This is a genomic window from Saonia sp., from assembly GCF_056326165.1.
This window is the reverse complement of record NZ_JBWFBN010000001.1, coordinates 17,509-36,239: the sequence shown is the minus strand read 5'-3', so window position 1 is coordinate 36,239 and position 18,731 is coordinate 17,509. Positions and strand designations below refer to the sequence as shown.

Annotated in this window: 13 protein-coding genes; 4 read left to right on the top strand and 9 right to left on the bottom strand. The window is 36.1% G+C overall.

Going from position 1 to position 18,731, the window contains the following annotated elements; all coding sequences use genetic code 11:
* Window positions 1-5: 5 nt before the first annotated feature.
* The 5 genes from AC000W_RS00155 to AC000W_RS00135 all read right to left on the bottom strand — a co-directional run bounded on the left by AC000W_RS00155 (window position 6) and on the right by AC000W_RS00135 (window position 10,135).
* Window positions 6-3,044, bottom strand: coding sequence for a SusC/RagA family TonB-linked outer membrane protein (locus AC000W_RS00155; RefSeq protein ID WP_474745036.1), 3,039 nt, complete (start codon window positions 3,042-3,044; stop codon window positions 6-8).
* A gap of 187 nt (window positions 3,045-3,231) precedes the next feature.
* Window positions 3,232-6,558 (bottom strand): VCBS repeat-containing protein, encoded by a 3,327-nt coding sequence (locus tag AC000W_RS00150; protein WP_474745034.1) that lies wholly within the window; start codon window positions 6,556-6,558, stop codon window positions 3,232-3,234.
* 116 nt (window positions 6,559-6,674) lie between these two features.
* Window positions 6,675-7,421 carry a succinate dehydrogenase/fumarate reductase iron-sulfur subunit gene (locus tag AC000W_RS00145; protein ID WP_474745032.1) on the bottom strand — a complete coding sequence of 249 codons (747 nt, stop codon included), beginning with the start codon at window positions 7,419-7,421 and terminating at the stop codon, window positions 6,675-6,677.
* Between the two features lie 9 nt (window positions 7,422-7,430).
* Complete coding sequence (locus AC000W_RS00140; protein WP_474745031.1) at window positions 7,431-9,446, bottom strand: fumarate reductase/succinate dehydrogenase flavoprotein subunit; 2,016 nt, start codon at window positions 9,444-9,446, stop codon at window positions 7,431-7,433.
* Between the two features lie 11 nt (window positions 9,447-9,457).
* Window positions 9,458-10,135 carry a succinate dehydrogenase cytochrome b subunit gene (locus AC000W_RS00135; RefSeq protein ID WP_474745029.1) on the bottom strand — a complete coding sequence of 226 codons (678 nt, stop codon included), beginning with the start codon at window positions 10,133-10,135 and terminating at the stop codon, window positions 9,458-9,460.
* 151 nt (window positions 10,136-10,286) lie between these two features.
* Between AC000W_RS00135 and AC000W_RS00130 the strand changes: the two genes are divergently transcribed.
* From AC000W_RS00130 to AC000W_RS00120, 3 genes are read left to right on the top strand one after another with little or no spacing between them, the layout of a single operon-like run.
* Entirely contained in the window at window positions 10,287-11,177 is an 891-nt protein-coding gene (locus AC000W_RS00130; protein WP_474745027.1) for a RimK family alpha-L-glutamate ligase, read from the top strand.
* The gene (locus tag AC000W_RS00125; protein ID WP_474745025.1) at window positions 11,155-12,108 is read left to right on the top strand and encodes a succinylglutamate desuccinylase/aspartoacylase family protein; all 954 of its coding nucleotides are present in this window, start codon (window positions 11,155-11,157) and stop codon (window positions 12,106-12,108) included. The genes AC000W_RS00130 and AC000W_RS00125 overlap by 23 nt, the downstream gene beginning before the upstream one ends.
* A 43-nt stretch (window positions 12,109-12,151) precedes the next feature.
* Window positions 12,152-13,105 carry a cyclase family protein gene (locus AC000W_RS00120; RefSeq protein ID WP_474745024.1) on the top strand — a complete coding sequence of 318 codons (954 nt, stop codon included), beginning with the start codon at window positions 12,152-12,154 and terminating at the stop codon, window positions 13,103-13,105.
* Here the strand turns inward: AC000W_RS00120 and AC000W_RS00115 are convergent.
* The 4 genes from AC000W_RS00115 to AC000W_RS00100 all read right to left on the bottom strand — a co-directional run bounded on the left by AC000W_RS00115 (window position 13,098) and on the right by AC000W_RS00100 (window position 18,121).
* Window positions 13,098-13,529 carry a pyrimidine dimer DNA glycosylase/endonuclease V gene (locus AC000W_RS00115; RefSeq protein ID WP_474745022.1) on the bottom strand — a complete coding sequence of 144 codons (432 nt, stop codon included), beginning with the start codon at window positions 13,527-13,529 and terminating at the stop codon, window positions 13,098-13,100. The two genes, AC000W_RS00120 and AC000W_RS00115, sit on opposite strands and share 8 nt — an antisense overlap.
* The gene (locus tag AC000W_RS00110; RefSeq protein ID WP_474745020.1) at window positions 13,526-14,428 is read right to left on the bottom strand and encodes a TIGR01777 family oxidoreductase; all 903 of its coding nucleotides are present in this window, start codon (window positions 14,426-14,428) and stop codon (window positions 13,526-13,528) included. Before AC000W_RS00110 ends, AC000W_RS00115 begins: the two co-directional genes overlap by 4 nt.
* Window positions 14,429-14,504: 76 nt before the next feature.
* Complete coding sequence (locus AC000W_RS00105; RefSeq protein WP_474745018.1) at window positions 14,505-15,218, bottom strand: DUF6090 family protein; 714 nt, start codon at window positions 15,216-15,218, stop codon at window positions 14,505-14,507.
* A 95-nt stretch (window positions 15,219-15,313) separates the two neighbouring features.
* Window positions 15,314-18,121 (bottom strand): glycosyl hydrolase, encoded by a 2,808-nt coding sequence (locus tag AC000W_RS00100; RefSeq protein WP_474745016.1) that lies wholly within the window; start codon window positions 18,119-18,121, stop codon window positions 15,314-15,316.
* Between the two features lie 182 nt (window positions 18,122-18,303).
* On the opposite strand from AC000W_RS00100, the gene AC000W_RS00095 reads away from it, so the two are divergent.
* Window positions 18,304-18,600, top strand: a complete 297-nt coding sequence (locus AC000W_RS00095) for a hypothetical protein (protein WP_474745014.1) — start codon at window positions 18,304-18,306, stop codon at window positions 18,598-18,600.
* The last annotated feature ends 131 nt before the right edge of the window (window positions 18,601-18,731 follow it).

Here is an 18,731-nt window from a genome sequence, read left to right as displayed (position 1 = left end):
TATTTTTAAAACGTTACTTGTAGTCCTACTATTACTGATTTTGGTTGAGGATAGTTTCCTCTATCAACACCAAATTCTGAATTGGCATTTGTTGCGTTACCTACTTCGGGATCTAGACCGGTATAATCAGTAAAGGTCAATAAATTTTGACCACTAACATAGAGTCTTAATTTTGAGAAGTAGTCAGAAAGTCTAGAGTCTTCTCCAAGAGTATAGCCGATAGTTACATTTTTTAAACGAGTAAAACTTCCATCTTCCAAATATCTATCTGATGAGGCAGTATTAATACCATTATTTCCATCAAACGCACGTGGAATAGAATTTGAGGGATTAGTTGATGTCCAACGGTCCAAAACAGCAGTTCCTGCGTTGAATGTTCTTGGCATACCTTCTAAATCATATATATTGGTATTGAATATCTCATGACCAGCGGCACCGTTAAAGAATACATTAAAATCCCAATTCTTATAATTGGCATCTAAATTAAGTCCATACGTAATTTCAGGGTTGGGTTGACCAATCATAACAACATCTTCGTTATTAATTTGCTGATCTCCATTCACATCAACAAATCTAATGTCACCTGGTTGAATAGCTGTTTGTTCACTACCCAGTACTGCTTCAACTTCTGCTTGTGTTTGGTATATACCATCAGTTTTATATCCGTAAAAGGCATAGATTGGATCACCTACTTGAAGACCATTGATTATTGAATTTTCAAAAGTGGATGCTGTTGTAATTCCATCTGTACCTTTATTCAACATTTCAGTTTTTGCCGTAGAAAGATTTAGATTGGCCGACCATGTAAAGTCCCCATTAAAATCATTGTACCCTAAACTGATTTCAAAACCTTTTACTTCGGCATCTCCAATATTTGTTGGAACTGTCGAGGCCAAACTTCCTAATGATCCTGGCAAAGGTAAATTGATCAACAAATCATTACTCTTATTTTTATAATATTCAATGGCACCAGTGAACTTGTTCTCAAACAAGCCCATATCCAAACCAATGTTCAACATTTCTCGCTCTTCCCAAGCAACATCAGGGTTTGGAATCCCAGCTGGCGAAGTACCACCTACAGAGTTGCCGTTGATGACATATATCCAGTTAGGGTTCAATGTGGTTGCGAATCTATAGTTTGGAATTCCATCAAAACCGGTAGTACCCCAACTAGCCCTAAGTTTAAGGATGTTTAAATTTAAGTTCTCCATGAAGTTTTCTCTAGCAATGTTCCAACCTGCAGAAACGGAAGGAAACCATCCCCATTTGGTGTTAGGACCAAACCTTGATGAGCCATCGCGACGAATAGAACCCGAAAGAAGATATTTATCATCGTAATTATAGTTTAATCTACCCAGATAACCTATTTTGTCTACCTCATCAGTAGTTGAGGTCGCAACCACTTGATCAGGCCCGTGTTGTGTAATATCGTTTGTGACCGCATTTTGAGAAGAGGTATTGGTGCCCTCAAAAACAGACTCATTCTTCTCAATCAAAGCCAATACATCAAAGTTGTGATTATCACCAACGGTGAAATTATAATTCAGGCTATTGGTGAAGAGAAATCTTCTAAAAGTAGATGAGTTCTTGGTAATAGCAGCAAAAGTCTGCGCATGTGTTGCTTGACCATTACTGTCATCATCATAGGAAGGGATAAATTGATTAAAGTTGTCATAATTATATTCCAAACCAAATTGAGATCTAAATTTTAGACCAGATAATATTTCATATTCTCCAAAGGCACTACCAAAAACTTGAGTCCCTTTATTGAGACGGGTACCATTTCTTTGAATACGAACAGGGTTTTCAGCATCCTGTCCATCCAATGCTGATGTTGGTCCTTGGAAACCTCCTGGGTTTTCAGGATTATATATTGGCAAATAAGGGGCACTTTTAATGGCATGTTCCAAAAGAGACCTATTTGTACTATTTCCATTTACCTCTGGTTTACTGTCTCTAAAGGTAACCGCCAAGGTTTGGCCAATTTTTAATTTATCGGTTACATCAAAATTACTATTCAAACGAATATTATACCTGTTATAACCTGTTTCAATAATGGTACCTTCTTGTTTTAACATTCCGATAGAGGCTCTAAAATTACTTGCGTCATTACCACCAGCCATGCTTACATCATAATTTTGCATTAGTGCTGTTTGGAAAATGGCGTCTTGCCAATCCGTATTAATACCAGAAGAACTTAGTGGACTACTTGGAATAGTACCAAAAGCCTGATCTATAAATGTTAAGTATTGGTCCGTATCCAATAAATCAAAACGTTCGGTTACATATTGTATACCTGTATATGTGTTAAAAGCCACTTCGGTTCTACCAGCCTTTCCTTGTTTGGTAGTTACGACTATAACACCATTTGCTGCCTGTGAACCATATGCGGCAGCTGTTGCAGCATCTTTAAGTACGTTGATACTTTCTATATCACCTGGGTTAATGGAACCAAGGCCAGTGGAAATAACACCGTCAATCACAACAAGAGGATTACCACCATTGGGAGAACCAACACCCCTAATTCTTACTACAGGAGCAACACCAGGGGAACCACTATTGGTTACTGTAACACCAGCAGCCCTACCTTGTAGCGCTTGATCAGCTGTGGCTACGGGCAAAGCTGAAATTTCATCTGCTCCAACCGATGAAATTGCACCTGTAACAGAGGCCCGAGATTGAGTACCATAGGCCACCACAACAACTTCATCAAGTTGTTCCAAATCCTCTACCATCGTTAAATTAATAGTTGTTCTTCCATTTACGGGAACTGTTTGTGACAGATAACCGATGTAACTAAAGCTAAGTGTTGCGTTTGATGCAACATTGGAAATTGTGTAATTTCCATCAAAGTCTGTTGCAGTACCATTTGTGGTGCCACTTACTATAACACTAACCCCGGGTAGTGGGCCATTGGCATCTGATACCGTACCAGAAACAGTAGCGTCTTGTGCGCTTAAGGATACAGTAAAAGAACACAACAAAGCAAATAGCAAATATTTTCTTTCTAAATGAAAATATTGCTTCTTTAATTGATTAATCATTTCGTTAGTTTTAAAGAAATTAGTTAATTTTTTGAAAAAAATGTAAAGTACTAGGGGATAAATATAGGAGTTTGCCAAAATTTACGCAAACGATTCCGTAAATTAATCATAAAATAATCAATAAAAAACAATGAAATATTCAAAAAATAGAAGAATTATCGAGAAAATATTAAGTAAAAACCTAAATCTATTGAATATATGAATTAGAGCTTTTTGCTTGTATATACTCGACAGGAGCATTGTTTTTGGCTATTATTAGAGCTTTTTGCCCATTTATATTAACCGACGCCATGTCTTTTACATCTCCAAGGGTAAAAAAACCGCTTTCGTTGGCAGGGACAGAAGAAAACCTACCTTGTCCATCACCAATCATAAGTAAACCTGTTCCAGCATCATTTCTAGGCGTTTCAACCTCTGACCAAAAAAGATTGCCAGCAATCAAAGCGTCTAAATGACCATCCTTATTAAAATCGTCTACAAGAATTTGATTAATGCTCGAAAGCTGTGCATCATCTGGTAGCTTGTGGATTATGAATTTACCATTTTTATTTTCCAAATAGACACTTGCAAATGATTTTACTTGATAGTGTAGAGACTCTTCAAGATCATTTTTGGTATATACATCTTCCAATGTCGCATTGGAGAAAGATTCATAATCAGGATATTTAATTTGAATAGCAGGAATTTGTTGTGAGGAACATTCCCTACCCCGAACAGGAAATTGCTGACCATCATTATAATAACTTAATATAATATCTCCTTTATTGTTTTTGTCAAAATCATTAAAATAAATATCAAAAGTCTCTTCTTCTTTAGCTTTGTACTTATAATTTAAACCTAAATTTCCAGCTATATAATCTGTATCTCCATCATTGTCAAAATCACCGCCTTTAATACTCCACCACCAACCAGTTAAGTCGTCATTTAGCCCTACGTCATTGGTAACTTCTTTAAACCCTGTTTTTATGTTTTGGAACACTCTTATGGGCATCCATTCGCCCACTATTATAATGTCCATCCACCCATCTCCGTTAAAATCTGTTATTTCTGCACTTGTGGCCATACCCAAAGATTCTAATTCTGGAATATGACTTTCAGTAATATCCCCAAACCTGGGAATTCCAGTCTCACTTACATTTTTCAGCAAATAACTTTTGGCAGGTGAAGGATAATTTTTTGGAACCAACCTTCCTAAAACCAATACATCTTCTTTTCCATCTTTGTCAAAATCCGCATGGTAAACGCGAGAGCCACTGGTAATCATTTTTGGAAGTGCGCTTTCATTTTTTGTTAGATTACCACTTCCATTGTTGATATACAATCTATCTTGTAGCATTTCCGAATCTTTTGCGAATTCATTTCCACCACTTACCACATAAAGATCATTGTCACCATCACCATCGGCATCAAAAATAGTGGCGCCAAGATCTTCATATTCTTTATCATTTTCTAAGAAAATCATATTTTGTAATTCAAATCCATTTTCAGTTTGGAAATAAATACCAGCCTTAAAGGACTTAGCTCCACCAATATAATAATCATCTTTTCCGTCCATGTTTAAATCTCCAACGGCTAATGCAGGACCAAAGGTTGATGTTCTGTGCGGGAGCAATATTTCTTCTGCAAAATCATTGTATGGATTTTCCCTGTGCATAAATGTCGGGAAGTTTAGTGTATCATTTATTGATGCAAACAATAAAGATTTTTCCTTGGATTGTAAGTTAACTTCTTTGGAATTTTCGTAAGATATATTTAGTGTTTCGTTTACTTTAATATTCTGCAGTAACTGTTCTTTCTTATCTGGCCATACAATACGTAATTCATCAACAAATTTGTTTTTTCCCAAACCAAAATGAAGTTCAGGTGCTACTGATGACTGAAAACCTCTTGTTAATGTAAGTTCTTGCATTTGTTGACCATCATTGGTTTTTATATAGGCTCTTGCGCCAAGACCATGGGTGTTTCCTCCTTTTCCTTTAAATTGTAGTTTTAAATAATTGTTTATGGATGCGGCATTATTTTCAAATATTACAGCCTCATCGTCTATATTATTAAGCACTATTTCTAAATCACCGTCATTGTCCAAATCAGCATAGACAACTCCATTGGAAAACCCTTCATATTTAATCCCCCATTGAGTATTTGCTTGTTTAAACTCATATCCACCCATATTTTTATATGCGAAGTTGTCTATTTTTTCAGAGGGGATTTGTTGACTAAGCTTTAAAAACTCCTCTTTTCCTTTTCCTTTAATGGAATTAAAAAAATCATTGTTATTAATTTCCCTGCGTGTACCATTGGAAATAAATAGGTCTTTTAAACCATCATTGTCCAAATCTGCAAACAAAGGTCCCCAGCTCCAATCTGTTGATGATGTACCAGTCATTCTTGAAGCATTTACAAAATATGGATTCCCCTCCTCGTTGATGACCCCTGTATTTACCTGCATTACATTTTGCATGTTTTGTATATGGAACCCAGCATTTACAACATCCCAATACAACTGGGGATTCATACTTGCCATATTGGCTTTTTTCCGCCTGTTTTTTGCAGGATCCATATCTACTTGGAAGATGTCAAGGAATCCATCATTGTTATAATCAGCAATATCCAATCCCATACCATAATAAGCAGTATTGGCCGTAGATTTTTTTATTACTTCCCTAAATGTATTGTCCTTATTATTTATATACATGTAATCTGGAGAACTAAAATCATTGGAAACATATAAATCTGGCCAAGAATCATTGTTTATATCAGCCACTTCTATTCCAATGGAAAGACCAAAGTTTTCTACACCAGCTTCCTTGGTAACATCAGTAAAGAAGCCTCCATCATTACGGTATAGGTGATCAGATTCCTTTTCTTCCAGGTTGTTCATTTTAAAGGTGTAATAGAAAACGGGTGATGTAAATGGGGTTGGGGGATAGTTTGCTACATATAAGTCTAAATCGCCATCCTTGTCATAGTCAAAAAAGGTACTCTGTATACTGTTCCCTCCATCATTGATTTTATATTCCTCCCCTTTTTCAGAAAATGTACCATCACCATTATTTAAAAAGAATAAATTGTTTTTGGTGCCAAAGAGCCCACTTACAGAACAATAAATATCTAAAAAACCATCGCTATTTACATCTGCCATGGTTACACCAGTGAACCATCTATTGTCTCCAGAAACCCCAGCACTTTCAGTAATGTCTTCAAATTCTAGATTTCCTTTGTTGAGGTAAAGTTTATTGCCAACTTGGTTGCCAGTAAAATATAAATCCAAGAGGCCGTCATTGTTTATGTCTCCAGTAGAAATTCCACCTCCCATATAGAGATAGGAGTAGGTGAAATAATTTAAACTATCATTCTCTGTTAAGGTATTTGTAAAATCAATATTTGATTTTTTGGAATCTAATCTTGAAAATATTTCTACATCAGCTTCCGAATTTGTTTTAGAATTACCGCAAGACAAAATAAGAAATGATGATACTATTGTAAACCAAGATATTGATTTTACTGAAGTCATGAAAAGAAAATTTAGTTTGGTATAAAAGCAAACACAATATATAGAATATAATGGAAAACTCTATGCTTCTACTATAGTCTTAACTTTCCATTAATAAAAATTGGAAAATAATTAATCTATCCCTTTACGTTTGCTTTTAGGAATTCTCTATTCATGCGAGCAATATTTTCTAAAGAGATTCCTTTTGGACATTCTATTTCACAAGCTCCAGTATTGGTACAGTTGCCAAAACCTTCTAAATCCATCTGGGCCACCATATTATTTACTCGGTCAATAGCTTCAACTTGACCTTGTGGTAACAAAGCATATTGAGAAACTTTAGCCCCAACAAATAACATTGCAGAAGAGTTTTTGCATGATGCAACACAAGCACCACAACCAATACAAGTTGCAGCATCCATCGCCTCGTCAGCCGCATGTTTGGAAATAGGAATTGAATTTGCATCTTGGGTATTACCAGATGTGTTTACAGAAATATATCCACCAGCTTGTTGAATACGCTCAAAAGAAGTTCTGTCTACAACCAAATCCTTAATTACAGGGAATGCTTTAGCTCTAAAGGGTTCAATTGTTATAGTGTCCCCATCCTTAAACATACGCATGTGCAATTGGCAGGTGGTTACTCCTCTATCTGGACCATGTGCCTCACCATTAATATACATGGAGCACATGCCACAAATACCTTCTCTACAGTCATGATCAAAAGCAACAGGCTCTTCACCTGTATTAATGAGTTGTTCATTCAAAACATCCATCATTTCTAAGAAAGACATATGTTCCGAAATTTCGGTTACTTTATAATCCACCATACGACCTTTATCTTGAGGTCCTTTTTGTCTCCAAATTTTTAGTGTCAGATTCATAATGTCTTTTTACTTGTATGAACGTTGTTTTAGTTCAATATCCTTAAATTCTAATTCTTCTTTGTGCAATATGGCATCTGCAGGCTCACCTTTATATTCCCAAGCAGCAACATAAGCATAATCCTTGTCGTTTCTTTTTGCTTCACCCTCTTGCTCCCCATCTAACTCAACAGATTCTTCTCTAAAATGTCCACCACAAGATTCATTTCTATTAAGCGCATCTTTAGCAAACAATTCTCCTAACTCAAGAAAATCAGCCACACGACCCGCCTTTTCCAATTCTGGGTTCATTTCATTTGCTGTACCAGTAACTTTTACTTCTTTCCAGAACTCTTCACGAATAGCCTTAATTTCTGCCATAGCTTCTTTAAGCCCCTTTTCGTTACGGGCCATTCCTACTTTATCCCACATTACTTTCCCAAGTTTTTTGTGGAAATAATCTACAGACTTGGTTCCTTTATTGCTGATAAAGAAATCTATTTTTTCTTTTACTTCTTTTTCCGCTTCCTCAAATTCTGGTGTTTCAATAGAAATTTTTCCAGTTCTAATATCATCGGATAAATAATCACCAATTGTATAAGGCAGAACAAAATAACCATCTGCCAAACCTTGCATTAATGCTGAAGCTCCAAGTCTATTTGCTCCATGGTCAGAGAAATTTGCTTCCCCAATACAGTAGCAACCCGGTATGGTTGTCATTAGGTTATAATCTACCCATACACCACCCATTGTGTAATGGGTTGCTGGATAAATCATCATTGGTGTTTTGTATGGATTCTCATCTACGATTTTCTCATACATTTGAAATAGGTTGCCATATTTTGCTTCAACGATGGCTTGTCCTAATTCATATATTTTATCCGCTGAAGGATTAGAAACTCCATGGATTTTTGCTTGTTCTCTACCATAGCGTTCTATGGCAGATTTAAAATCTAAGTAAACAGCCTCACCTGTTGCATTTACACCATATCCAGCATCACAACGTTCTTTCGCAGCTCTAGAAGCCACATCACGAGGCACTAAGTTCCCAAATGCAGGGTAGCGTCTTTCTAAATAGTAATCTCTTTCCTCTTCGGATAAATCGGTTGGTTTTTTACGACCCTCACGAATTGCCATAACATCTTCCATATTCTTAGGAACCCAGATTCGCCCATCATTACGAAGCGACTCCGACATCAATGTCAATTTAGACTGATAATCACCTGAACGAGGAATGCAGGTTGGGTGAATTTGCGTATAACATGGATTGGCGAAAAACGCTCCTTTTTTATGTATTTTCCATGCCGCAGTCGCATTACTTCCCATGGCATTTGTGGATAGAAAATACACATTTCCATATCCGCCAGAAGCAATTACAACGGCATGGGCAGAGTGTCTCTCTATTTCTCCCGTGATAAGATTACGAGCAATAATACCGCGAGCTTTACCATCAACCTTTACAACATCCAACATTTCATGTCGATTGTACATTTGTATTTTACCTCGAGCAATTTGTCTATTCATGGCAGAATATGCGCCTAATAATAATTGTTGCCCAGTTTGCCCCTTTGCATAGAATGTTCTTGAGACAAGAACCCCACCAAAAGAACGGTTGTCTAACAAGCCACCATAATCACGAGCAAAAGGAACACCTTGTGCCACACATTGATCAATTATATTTGCTGATACTTCCGCCAAACGATATACATTTGCTTCACGCGAACGATAATCACCTCCTTTTACAGTATCATAAAAAAGGCGATAAGTAGAATCCCCATCACCTTGGTAGTTTTTTGCAGCATTTATACCTCCTTGAGCAGCGATTGAGTGTGCTCTACGTGGTGAATCCTGGTAACAAAAGGCTTTTACATTATAACCCAACTCGGCAAGTGTTGCCGCAGCTGAACCGCCTGCAAGCCCAGTCCCAACAACAATGATATCTATATTTCGTTTGTTTGCTGGGTTTACTAAATCTATGTGGTTTTTATAATCGGTCCACTTATCTTTTAGTGGTCCTTTAGGTACTTTAGAATCTAATATGGACATCAGCTTGTATATTAATGATTAAAATGATGAAAAAGGGCAATAAAAATGAATCCTAACGGAATTAAGATAGCATATGCCTTTCCAAATCCTTTTAAACCTTTTGTGTATTTATTGTTTGCTCCAACAGATTGAAAAGCGGAGTTAAAACCATGCAGTAAGTGTAATGCCAAGAATATAAAACCTAAACAGTACAAGGCAATGCGCCATGGGGGCAAAAACTTGTGCTGTAATTCTTCAAAATACCTATACCCTTCACCATCCGTCAATAAGCCAGACATGTCTCCTTGAATATATTTGGTATTGAGTTCTGGAATCCAAAAATCAATAAAATGGATAACCATAAAAATAAGAATGAACAACCCACTATAAATCATATTACGGCTCATCCAGGTAGAATTTGCCGCGCCATTGTTTTTAGCATATTTAACTGCTCTGGCGCCCTTGTTCCTTATCTCCAAAATAAAGCCCATTACAAAATGATATACTACTCCAAATAACAAAACGGGTTGTAGCACATATTGGATTAATGGGTTGGTTCCCATAAAGTGAGAAACTTCATTAAAAGCATCTGGATTAATAACAGACAAAATATTGATGGCAAAATGTTGAAGTAAGAAAAACATCAAGAAAAAAGCAGAAAGGGCCATGGTAAACTTTCTACCTATCGAAGATTTAAAAAATCCGCTCATTGGTTACGTCATTTGCAACAAAGTTACTGCACAAGTAGGGATTAACAAAAATTAGACTGGGATACTTTTAAATTTAGAATTAATTTAAAGAACCTTAAAAGCACCGTTCTGTTTTTTTGCCGATATTACACCTAAAATTATTGCACCATAAATGGACATAGGAATATTATCTGTTAGTTTAAATGTGTATTCTACAAAAAGGATAGTGGAAGAAGCAGAAAAATTAGGGCATTATGTAGAACTTATAGACCATACCAAATGTTCAGTAAAACTAGGTTCTGGTAGGCCACAAATATTTTTAAGGGACGAAAATATCACCAATGAATTTAATGCCGTTATTCCAAGAATAGGAACAAAAGTCACCAGACACGGAGCTGCCATTGTAAAACAATTTGAAATGAACGGTGTTTTTAGCACCGCCCGTTCTTTAGCAATCACCAGGGCAAGAAACAAGGTGAGGACCTTGCAGATAATGGCTAGAAAAAATATTCCCATTCCAGAAACCTTATTTTCTATAAACCCAGATAATATAGAAGAACAAATAAAAATTTTGGGAGGGACCCCTGTAATCATTAAACTCCAAGAGGGTACACAGGGTTTAGGTGTAATTTTAGCCGAGAGTAAAAAATCTGCAAAATCTATTATTGACACCTTTTATAAAATGGACACCAGTATTCTTATTCAAAAATATATTGAGGAAGCCAATGGAGAGGACATTCGTATTTTTGTGGTAGGTAATAAAGTTGTTGCCAGTATGAAGCGCATCAGTGAGGTAGGTGAATTTAGAGCCAATGTACATAGAGGTGGAGAAACACAAGCCATTATACCTACAGAAAAGGAGAAATACATTGCCTTGAACGCCGCAAAATATTTAGGGCTAGGTGTTGCTGGGGTAGATTTGCTTAGGTCTAAAAAAGGGCCTTTGTTGATAGAGGTCAATGCCTCTCCGGGGTTAAAAGGAATAGAAGCAGCAACAGGAGTCAATATTGCAAAAGAAATTATTCAGTTTGTAGAAAAGAATGGACGTCGCAGAAGAAAATAAAATTATTACAATAGGAGGAACCGATGTGCCTCCAGGAAAAAATAAATTGGTGCAAATTAATATTGCACGTTTGCCTACGGGTACTTTGATAGACATACCCGTACATGTTTTTAATTCTAAAAACCCAGGACCTACTATATTAGTACAAGCTGGTTTACATGGAGATGAAATAAACGGCGTTGAAGCCGTGCGAAGAATGCTTCAGGACAAACAATTTAAGATTCAAAAAGGAGCGGTAATAGCTGTACCTATTCTCAATATTTTTGGATTTATTCACTTTTCAAGAGATGTACCAGACGGCAAAGATGTAAACCGAAGTTTCCCTGGCAGTAAAACAGGTTCTTTGGCAAGTAGAATAGCATATCATTATACATCAGAAATTCTTCCTCAAATAGATTTTGGGATTGATTTACATACAGGTGGCGCACAACGCAGCAATTTTCCACAGGTACGTTATTCTAATGGGGATGAGAGTAGTAAAGAATTAGCAGAAATTTTTAACGCCCCATATTCCTTCCCTGCGAAACTCATTAGTGGTTCTTTTAGAAAGGCAGCTTATGTAATGAAAAAACCGACCATTGTTTATGAGGCCGGAGAAAGCATGCGTTTTGATGAATATGCCATCTCTCAGGGCATAGAAGGGGTTGTAAATATTTTGAGCCGCTTTAATATGATTTCTAATGGTCAAGAAAAAAAAGGAACAATCAATTTAAGTGAACGTAAATGGATACGTGCTTCTAAAGCTGGGATGTTTATTTTAAAAGTGACCAATGGCAGTTATGTAAATGAAGGTCAAGTTCTAGGGCTAATTACAGATACATATGCTAAAACAAACAAGAAAGTAAAAGCCCCTTTCGATGGGTATGTTATTTGTGTGAATTACCAAGCGGTTGTTAATCAGGGAGATGCATTGTTCCATGTTGGCAGGTAAGGGAAATTTAGAGTATATTTAAGCATAATAACAACCAACCAACATGAAAAAAATATTAGTAGTACCAATCTTAATTTTCACCCTTTGTTTAACGGCACAAACCAAAGAGAAAGGCCCTTGGTGGCCTCATTCTATATGGGGAGCTGGCGACCAAGCAGGAGCATCTAACTGGATCACTCCTGAAAAAATTGTGGAAGCCAGTAAATGGATAGAAACAGGGAAAACATATGAATTGGGAAATATCTATGAGAATGAAATGTTTGTTCCGGACAACAGAACCTATGATTTATTTATTCCCTCTTTCCCTACCCACGGACCCGTTGGTGAAAATAGAACCGTTTTTAATGATGAAATTTTAATTGCTCAAATAGGCCAAGTGGGAACTCAGTTTGATGGTTTAGGCCACCCTGGTTCTCAAGTAAATATGGCAGATGGGACCACAACCGAAGTTTTTTATAATGGATATTCAGCTGCTGATATGAAAAACGCATATGGCTTGCAAAAGTTAGGAATTGAACATGTTAAGCCCATTATTACCACTGGATTGTTGATAGATATTGCTGCTTCCTTGGAAAAAGAAACCCTTGTAGATGGATATGAAGTAAGCCTAAAAGAAGTAAAAGATGCATTATCCAAACAAGGAATAACAGAAGAAATGATTACTCCAGGCGATGCTATTTTGTTCAATTTTGGCTGGTGGCGCAATTGGCATACGGATTTTGTTATGAATGGTGCTCGCCGACCAAGAATAAGTATGGAAGTGGTACAATGGCTCATTACCAAAAAACCCTCTATGGTGGGTTCTGATGCTATTTTAGACGGCGAGATTTTTCATGCGCACCGCGAACTGACCATGAAAAATGGAATCTTTAATCTGGAGTGGATGAATTTTGAAACCTTGGCAGCGGATAAAGTTTACCAATTTATGTTCGTTTTTACGCCCATTAGGTTTAAAGGAGCTACGGGTTCACCTGGGAGACCTTTGGCGATTAGGTAATAATTTCCCAAGATTCTATATCTCCATTAATTATAGTGAACAAAGGATGAGGTTCAAAAACCAGTAATGTTTTGAAATTTTGGTATCTATCAATGTCCCTTACTTTTAATTTGCCCAGCAAATGTTTTTTTTCGTATTCCATTTGTCCAGTTGTAACGGTCATCGGATTCAGGTTAAAATTCCAATCTATTTTATCTCTATTAAAGTTGTAACCTCTACAAACAGCTTCGTTATATACTTCTGATAAATAAAAATTAATGTTCTCCAAGGGCTTTTCACTCGCCTTAAATCGGTCTAGCTGGGGATGGTTTTTATACCCTTTCGTTTTTCCTTCCAAAACATGTTGTGCCAGCAATGTTTCTCGCCATAGGGCAACCAAGCCTTTGGCATCCATATATTTTGGATGTAGCGACCATATTCTCATAACAAGTTTTTTAAAGCAGCTTCTAATTTAGGATAATTAAATGCGAAGCGGGTATCCAAAAGTTTATTTGGAGATACTCTGCTCCCATATAAGAATATATCTGCCATTTCTCCAAAAAGCAATCGCAATATAAAGGGAGAAATGTTGGGAAGCCACAAGGGTTTTTTTAATTGATGGGCAATCAGTTTTGTGAATTCTTTATTGGTTACATGTTCAGGAGCAACCATATTATAGTTTCCATACAGTTCTTTGTTCTCTATGGCGTAAATGTATGCCGAACACAAATCATCAATATGAATCCATGGCATATATTGTTTGCCATTGCCCAAAGCAGCACCAATATATAATTTAATGGGTTTTACCATTTTAGATAAGGCCCCATTGTTTCTGGTTAAAACCACACCAGTTCTTAATTTAACGGTTCTAATATTCAATTCATTAAACTGGTCAACGGATTGTTCCCATTTTTTTGTTGTTGCACCCAAAAAGTCATTGTGTGCATCATCCGTTTCAGAAAAAATATGATCAGATGTTATGGCACCGTAATAACCAACAGCTGAGGCAGAAATAAAAGCTTTTAGGTTAGGGTTGTGTTCTCTAACGGTTTTAAAAAGTAAGTCAGTAGATTGTGTTCTGCTCTTTTGTATTACCTCTTTTCTTTTGGATGTCCATTTATGACTTCCAATGTTGGCTCCAGCTAAATGAATAATATAGTCACAGGATTTTATGGCATCAACATCAATCTCTCCTTTTTTCACATTCCATTGGTAAAAACCAACATTACTTTTAGTGGATTTTGTTCTACTAAGCACCGACACAGCATAGCCTTTCTCTATCAATTTCTTTATTAAATGAGAACCTATTAAACCTGTACCACCTGTTAATAATATTTTTCGCACACTTTTATTTAAAGTTCATTTATGGGGAATGTTAAGTTGTTGGTAAATAGTTTTTAGAATTTTTTTTAATCATGATTTATTTTTCAATTCCTATTTCATTCTCAATCAAATTATTTATATTATTTATTCGACTCATAGCATTTTCATAAGCTTCATTTTTTTCCTTCATTAAGTCTGCCAATAGCACAAATAGGTTTTGAAACTCAAATGAGTATATATTTTCAATGTTTTCAACTTTCATTTTATATACCTTTAATGAACTTACAATTTTGGGCACAACAAACTTAATTACAGCTTGGGAATGTGTGTCCTCTAACTTATTAATGAAAATATACTTTTCTTCTAATTGTTGTAATTTTTCAATAATCTGTTGATTCTTCAACAATTTAATTTCCCCACTGTTAACCATTGCTTCATAAATATTACCTTGTCGATGAAAATCTGAAAATTCTAATAAATTGACACTAATCGTGGCTAGAGTATCTATTAATAATCTATCATTTTTTTCTATAACCTTCATGGCATACTTAAATTGCTTAAGAAAATGATTGTTGTAGTCAATATTCGCAATAATTGCATTTTTATCCTCGTTTAATTGTCTTTTTATATTCTTGTAATAATTTATTTCTTCTGACCTCTGATTTTTTTTCTCATTCCAATTGTTAATTTGTAGGGCAATTAAAATTCCAATAACCACAAGGATAATTTCACCAATGGCATATTTAAAATACTCGGTTGTTTTGCCTTCCTTAAGAAGATTTTGCCGGATTTTACGAAAGAATTTAATCATGCTTTTAGGTTTTGTTATTTCGAAATGAGAAACAAGGTTTCGATTTAGAAATTTTACATAAAGATATCTCGATTATGCTCTACATGACATTTGTGTCATTCAATCTCAAACTCCGTTTTTTCACTTGCACCATTTCCAGAAATTTCTATGATATACTTTCCTTTTGGTAAATAGGTTTTACCGTTTTTGGCTTCAATTAATTTCTTTTTGTTCTTTTTAAGATAATTGCTCTTACCTATTTTGGAAAATGCTACATCATAAGAAAGAATATTAAAACCTTTGTTTGCGTCAATGGTTGTGGAACTTACCTCGGTTCCATTCATAGTTTTAATGCTGGCAGTATATGTGCCTGGCTTGCTTGTGTAAAAATTTACATCTACCCCTGGAGTATTTGGTTTGCCCCAAGGGCTATAAGAATTGCCCCATCTACTAGAGTGTTTTATGTTCTCAACATCAAAAATGGTTAAATCTTTGTCCATGATTTCTTTTGTTGTTTGTTGCAAGAATGATAAATCCGTTTTGTAAATACTGCGTCCGTGTGTGCCAACCAATAAATGTTTGGCTTCTGGTTGTATAACCAAATCGTGTACAGCAACATTTGGAATTCCGTTTTGGAAGACCTCCCATGTTGCTCCCTGGTCAAACGAAATATAAAGGCCATTGTCTGTTCCCACAAACAATAGATTTTCATTTTCTGGGTCTTCCAAAATAACATTAACGGGAGAAGCCGGAATATTGTTTGCAATACTTTTCCATGTTTTTCCGTAGTCATCACTTTTATACACATATGGTGTAAAATCATCGTTGCGGTATCCATTTAAGGCCACATATACCCGTTCTTTTTTGTGTTTTGAGGCCATAACTCTACTCACCCACAAGTTTTTTGGTAAGGAACTGGAAATTAACGCCCATGTTCCTCCACCATTCTTTGTTAGGTAAACCATGCCATCATCACTTCCTGTATAGATTAATCCGAATTTAAACTTGGATTCCGATATGATAGTTAAGGTTCCATAAGCTACATTTCCTTCTTTTCCCCCTTGGGTAAGGTCATCTGAAATGGCTTCCCAATCATCCCCTTTATTTAAGGAACGGTGAAGTTTGTTGCCCCCTAAATATAAAATATCTTGATTGTGTTCAGAAAGTAATATGGGTGTTTGCCAGTTAAAGCGATAGGGAGTTTCACCCAATTCATGTTTTGGCTGGATACGAGTGTTTTTGCCCTTTTCTAAGTCTAACCTATAATAATTCCCAAATTGAAACCCTGTATAGACAATATTAGAATTTCTATTGTCTATCTGCACCTGCATGCCGTCACCACCCATTATAGATTTCCAAGGATTTTGCCCTGTTTGATGCCATCGGTTATTTATAGTACCATTGTGAGCTCCTTTCCAGACACCATTGTCCTGGAGACCACCATAGACATTATAAGGTTTTTCATGGTCAACATTAATGGCATAAAACTGTCCTACGGATGGAGAGTTGTTCTTAATCCAACTGGCACCATCATCATAGGTAATGTTTAATCCTCCATCATTACCATTGATTATGTGACCGGGCATTTTTGGGTTTATCCAAATAGAATGATGGTCAGCGTGTACATTTTCACCATCAATGGATTTATATGTTTTACCCCCATCTTTGGAGTTGATCAATGGCACTCCGGCCAAATAAATATTGTCCTTGTTAGAGGGGTCTACAGCAATTTGGGCAAAATAATACCCATAGCTATAGAAGAGGCCATCTATATATTCTTCATTCATTTTTTTCCAAGAAGAACCAGCATTGTCGCTTCGGTACACTTCTGCACCAATCACAGGGGTGTCAAACAATTGAGAATTAGCATTTTCCAAATAATTGGCAAGATCAACAGGTTTTACAGCACCATCACGGACCATGTTTTTTACATTATCTGCTTTGTATTTTTCTTGAAAACCATTGGTTTTTAAAAAAGCATTCAATTTTTTATCATCTAATTTTAAAAGAGCATTAACACTCATAGATTTAAAATCATCTTTTTGTAGGCCTTCGGGCTTTTTATCATTGACTTTCTTTTCCCTTCTAAACTGACTGTCATGAACTGCGTATACCGTATCATCATCAAAAACAGCCAAACCTATTCTACCTACTCCAATTCCTGTGGGAAAACCACTTTCTGGGGTGGATATTTTAGTCCATGTATCACCGCCATCTATACTCTTATATATGCCAGAACCTGTTCCCGCACCTTCAAAATGCCAGGCTTTTCTATCCTTTTGCCATGAAGCGGCATATTGAATATTAAAATTTGTAGGTGAACAAGCAACATCTATAATACCTGATTCATTACTTACAAACAACGTTTTGCTCCATGTAGTTCCGCCGTCTGTTGTTTTGTAGATTCCCCTTTCTTCATTTGGGGTATATAAATGACCAATAACGCCTACTACAACTTCATTTGGGTTGGTGGGATTAATTAGAATGCGCCCAATATGATGTGAGTCTTCTAGACCCATATTTTGCCATGTTTTACCCTTGTCCGTAGACTTTAAAACACCAATACCGGCATAGGACGAACGGGAAGAATTGTTTTCACCTGTTCCCACCCATATAGTCCCCGATGCCCAATCAACTGCAATGTCGCCAACATTTTGCGTTTCAGAACTATCCAAAATAGGGGTAAAAGAAGTGCCATTGTTGTTGGAATACCATAACCCGCCTGATGCATAACCTACATAGAATTCTGTTGGGTTGTTAGGGTTCACATCTACATCAACCACACGACCACTCATTACTGTTGGACCAATGTTTGTAAATGGAATATTTTTAACCAAAGAAGATGTTTCCATTTCCTTCTTTTGTTGTTGAGCTTGCACAAAAAAGGTAAAGAATACGAAGGAAATAAAGAGTAAATTTTTCATCATGTTTTCATTAGAATTAGCCATTGTGAAGTTATGAATTTGTTTGTCCCAAGCAAAACATAAAAATTTGATATACAGACGAATCCAAAAATGATAAAATGTTATTTTATGATAATTAATATTGTATATTAAATTAAATTTTTGTTAATTTATTGACATATAACTAAAATAACTATAAAAACATGGAAGAGTATTTACCGTTAATTATTCAACTTATTTCCGGAGCCGTTGGTGGTAACGTAGCAGGAAAATTATTAAAGAACTTATCTCTTGGCACTCTTGGAAATTCAATTTCAGGAATTTTAGGTGGCGGACTAGGAGGAACACTCTTAGGAATGTTAGGCATTGGAGCTGGAGCTGCAGCTGGTGGTGATGGCATGGACATATCAAGCATCTTGGGCAGTGTTGCTGGCGGTGGTGTTGGCGGTGGAGTTATAATGGCTATTATTGGGGTCATTAAAAATGCCATGTCCAAATAAGAAAAAATATTAAAAAATAATTAAGCTATCTAGGGAATTCTTTTTATCTGTTTCTCCATCGAGTGGGTATATAAGAGTAATTTTAGATAGCTTTTTTATGCCCCATGCTCTGGGATTTGCTATTTTTGGTA

What these genes read in the sequence shown, in the direction of transcription:
- AC000W_RS00155 (WP_474745036.1), bottom strand. Translation starts at nt 3,044, where the DNA reads ATGATTAATCAATTAAAGAAGCAATATTTTCATTTAGAAAGAAAATAT.
- AC000W_RS00150 (WP_474745034.1), bottom strand. Translation starts at nt 6,558, where the DNA reads ATGACTTCAGTAAAATCAATATCTTGGTTTACAATAGTATCATCATTT.
- AC000W_RS00145 (WP_474745032.1), bottom strand. Translation starts at nt 7,421, where the DNA reads ATGAATCTGACACTAAAAATTTGGAGACAAAAAGGACCTCAAGATAAA.
- AC000W_RS00140 (WP_474745031.1), bottom strand. Translation starts at nt 9,446, where the DNA reads ATGTCCATATTAGATTCTAAAGTACCTAAAGGACCACTAAAAGATAAG.
- AC000W_RS00135 (WP_474745029.1), bottom strand. Translation starts at nt 10,135, where the DNA reads ATGAGCGGATTTTTTAAATCTTCGATAGGTAGAAAGTTTACCATGGCC.
- AC000W_RS00130 (WP_474745027.1), top strand. Translation starts at nt 10,287, where the DNA reads ATGGACATAGGAATATTATCTGTTAGTTTAAATGTGTATTCTACAAAA.
- AC000W_RS00125 (WP_474745025.1), top strand. Translation starts at nt 11,155, where the DNA reads ATGGACGTCGCAGAAGAAAATAAAATTATTACAATAGGAGGAACCGAT.
- AC000W_RS00120 (WP_474745024.1), top strand. Translation starts at nt 12,152, where the DNA reads ATGAAAAAAATATTAGTAGTACCAATCTTAATTTTCACCCTTTGTTTA.
- AC000W_RS00115 (WP_474745022.1), bottom strand. Translation starts at nt 13,529, where the DNA reads ATGAGAATATGGTCGCTACATCCAAAATATATGGATGCCAAAGGCTTG.
- AC000W_RS00105 (WP_474745018.1), bottom strand. Translation starts at nt 15,218, where the DNA reads ATGATTAAATTCTTTCGTAAAATCCGGCAAAATCTTCTTAAGGAAGGC.
- AC000W_RS00100 (WP_474745016.1), bottom strand. Translation starts at nt 18,121, where the DNA reads ATGAAAAATTTACTCTTTATTTCCTTCGTATTCTTTACCTTTTTTGTG.
- AC000W_RS00095 (WP_474745014.1), top strand. Translation starts at nt 18,304, where the DNA reads ATGGAAGAGTATTTACCGTTAATTATTCAACTTATTTCCGGAGCCGTT.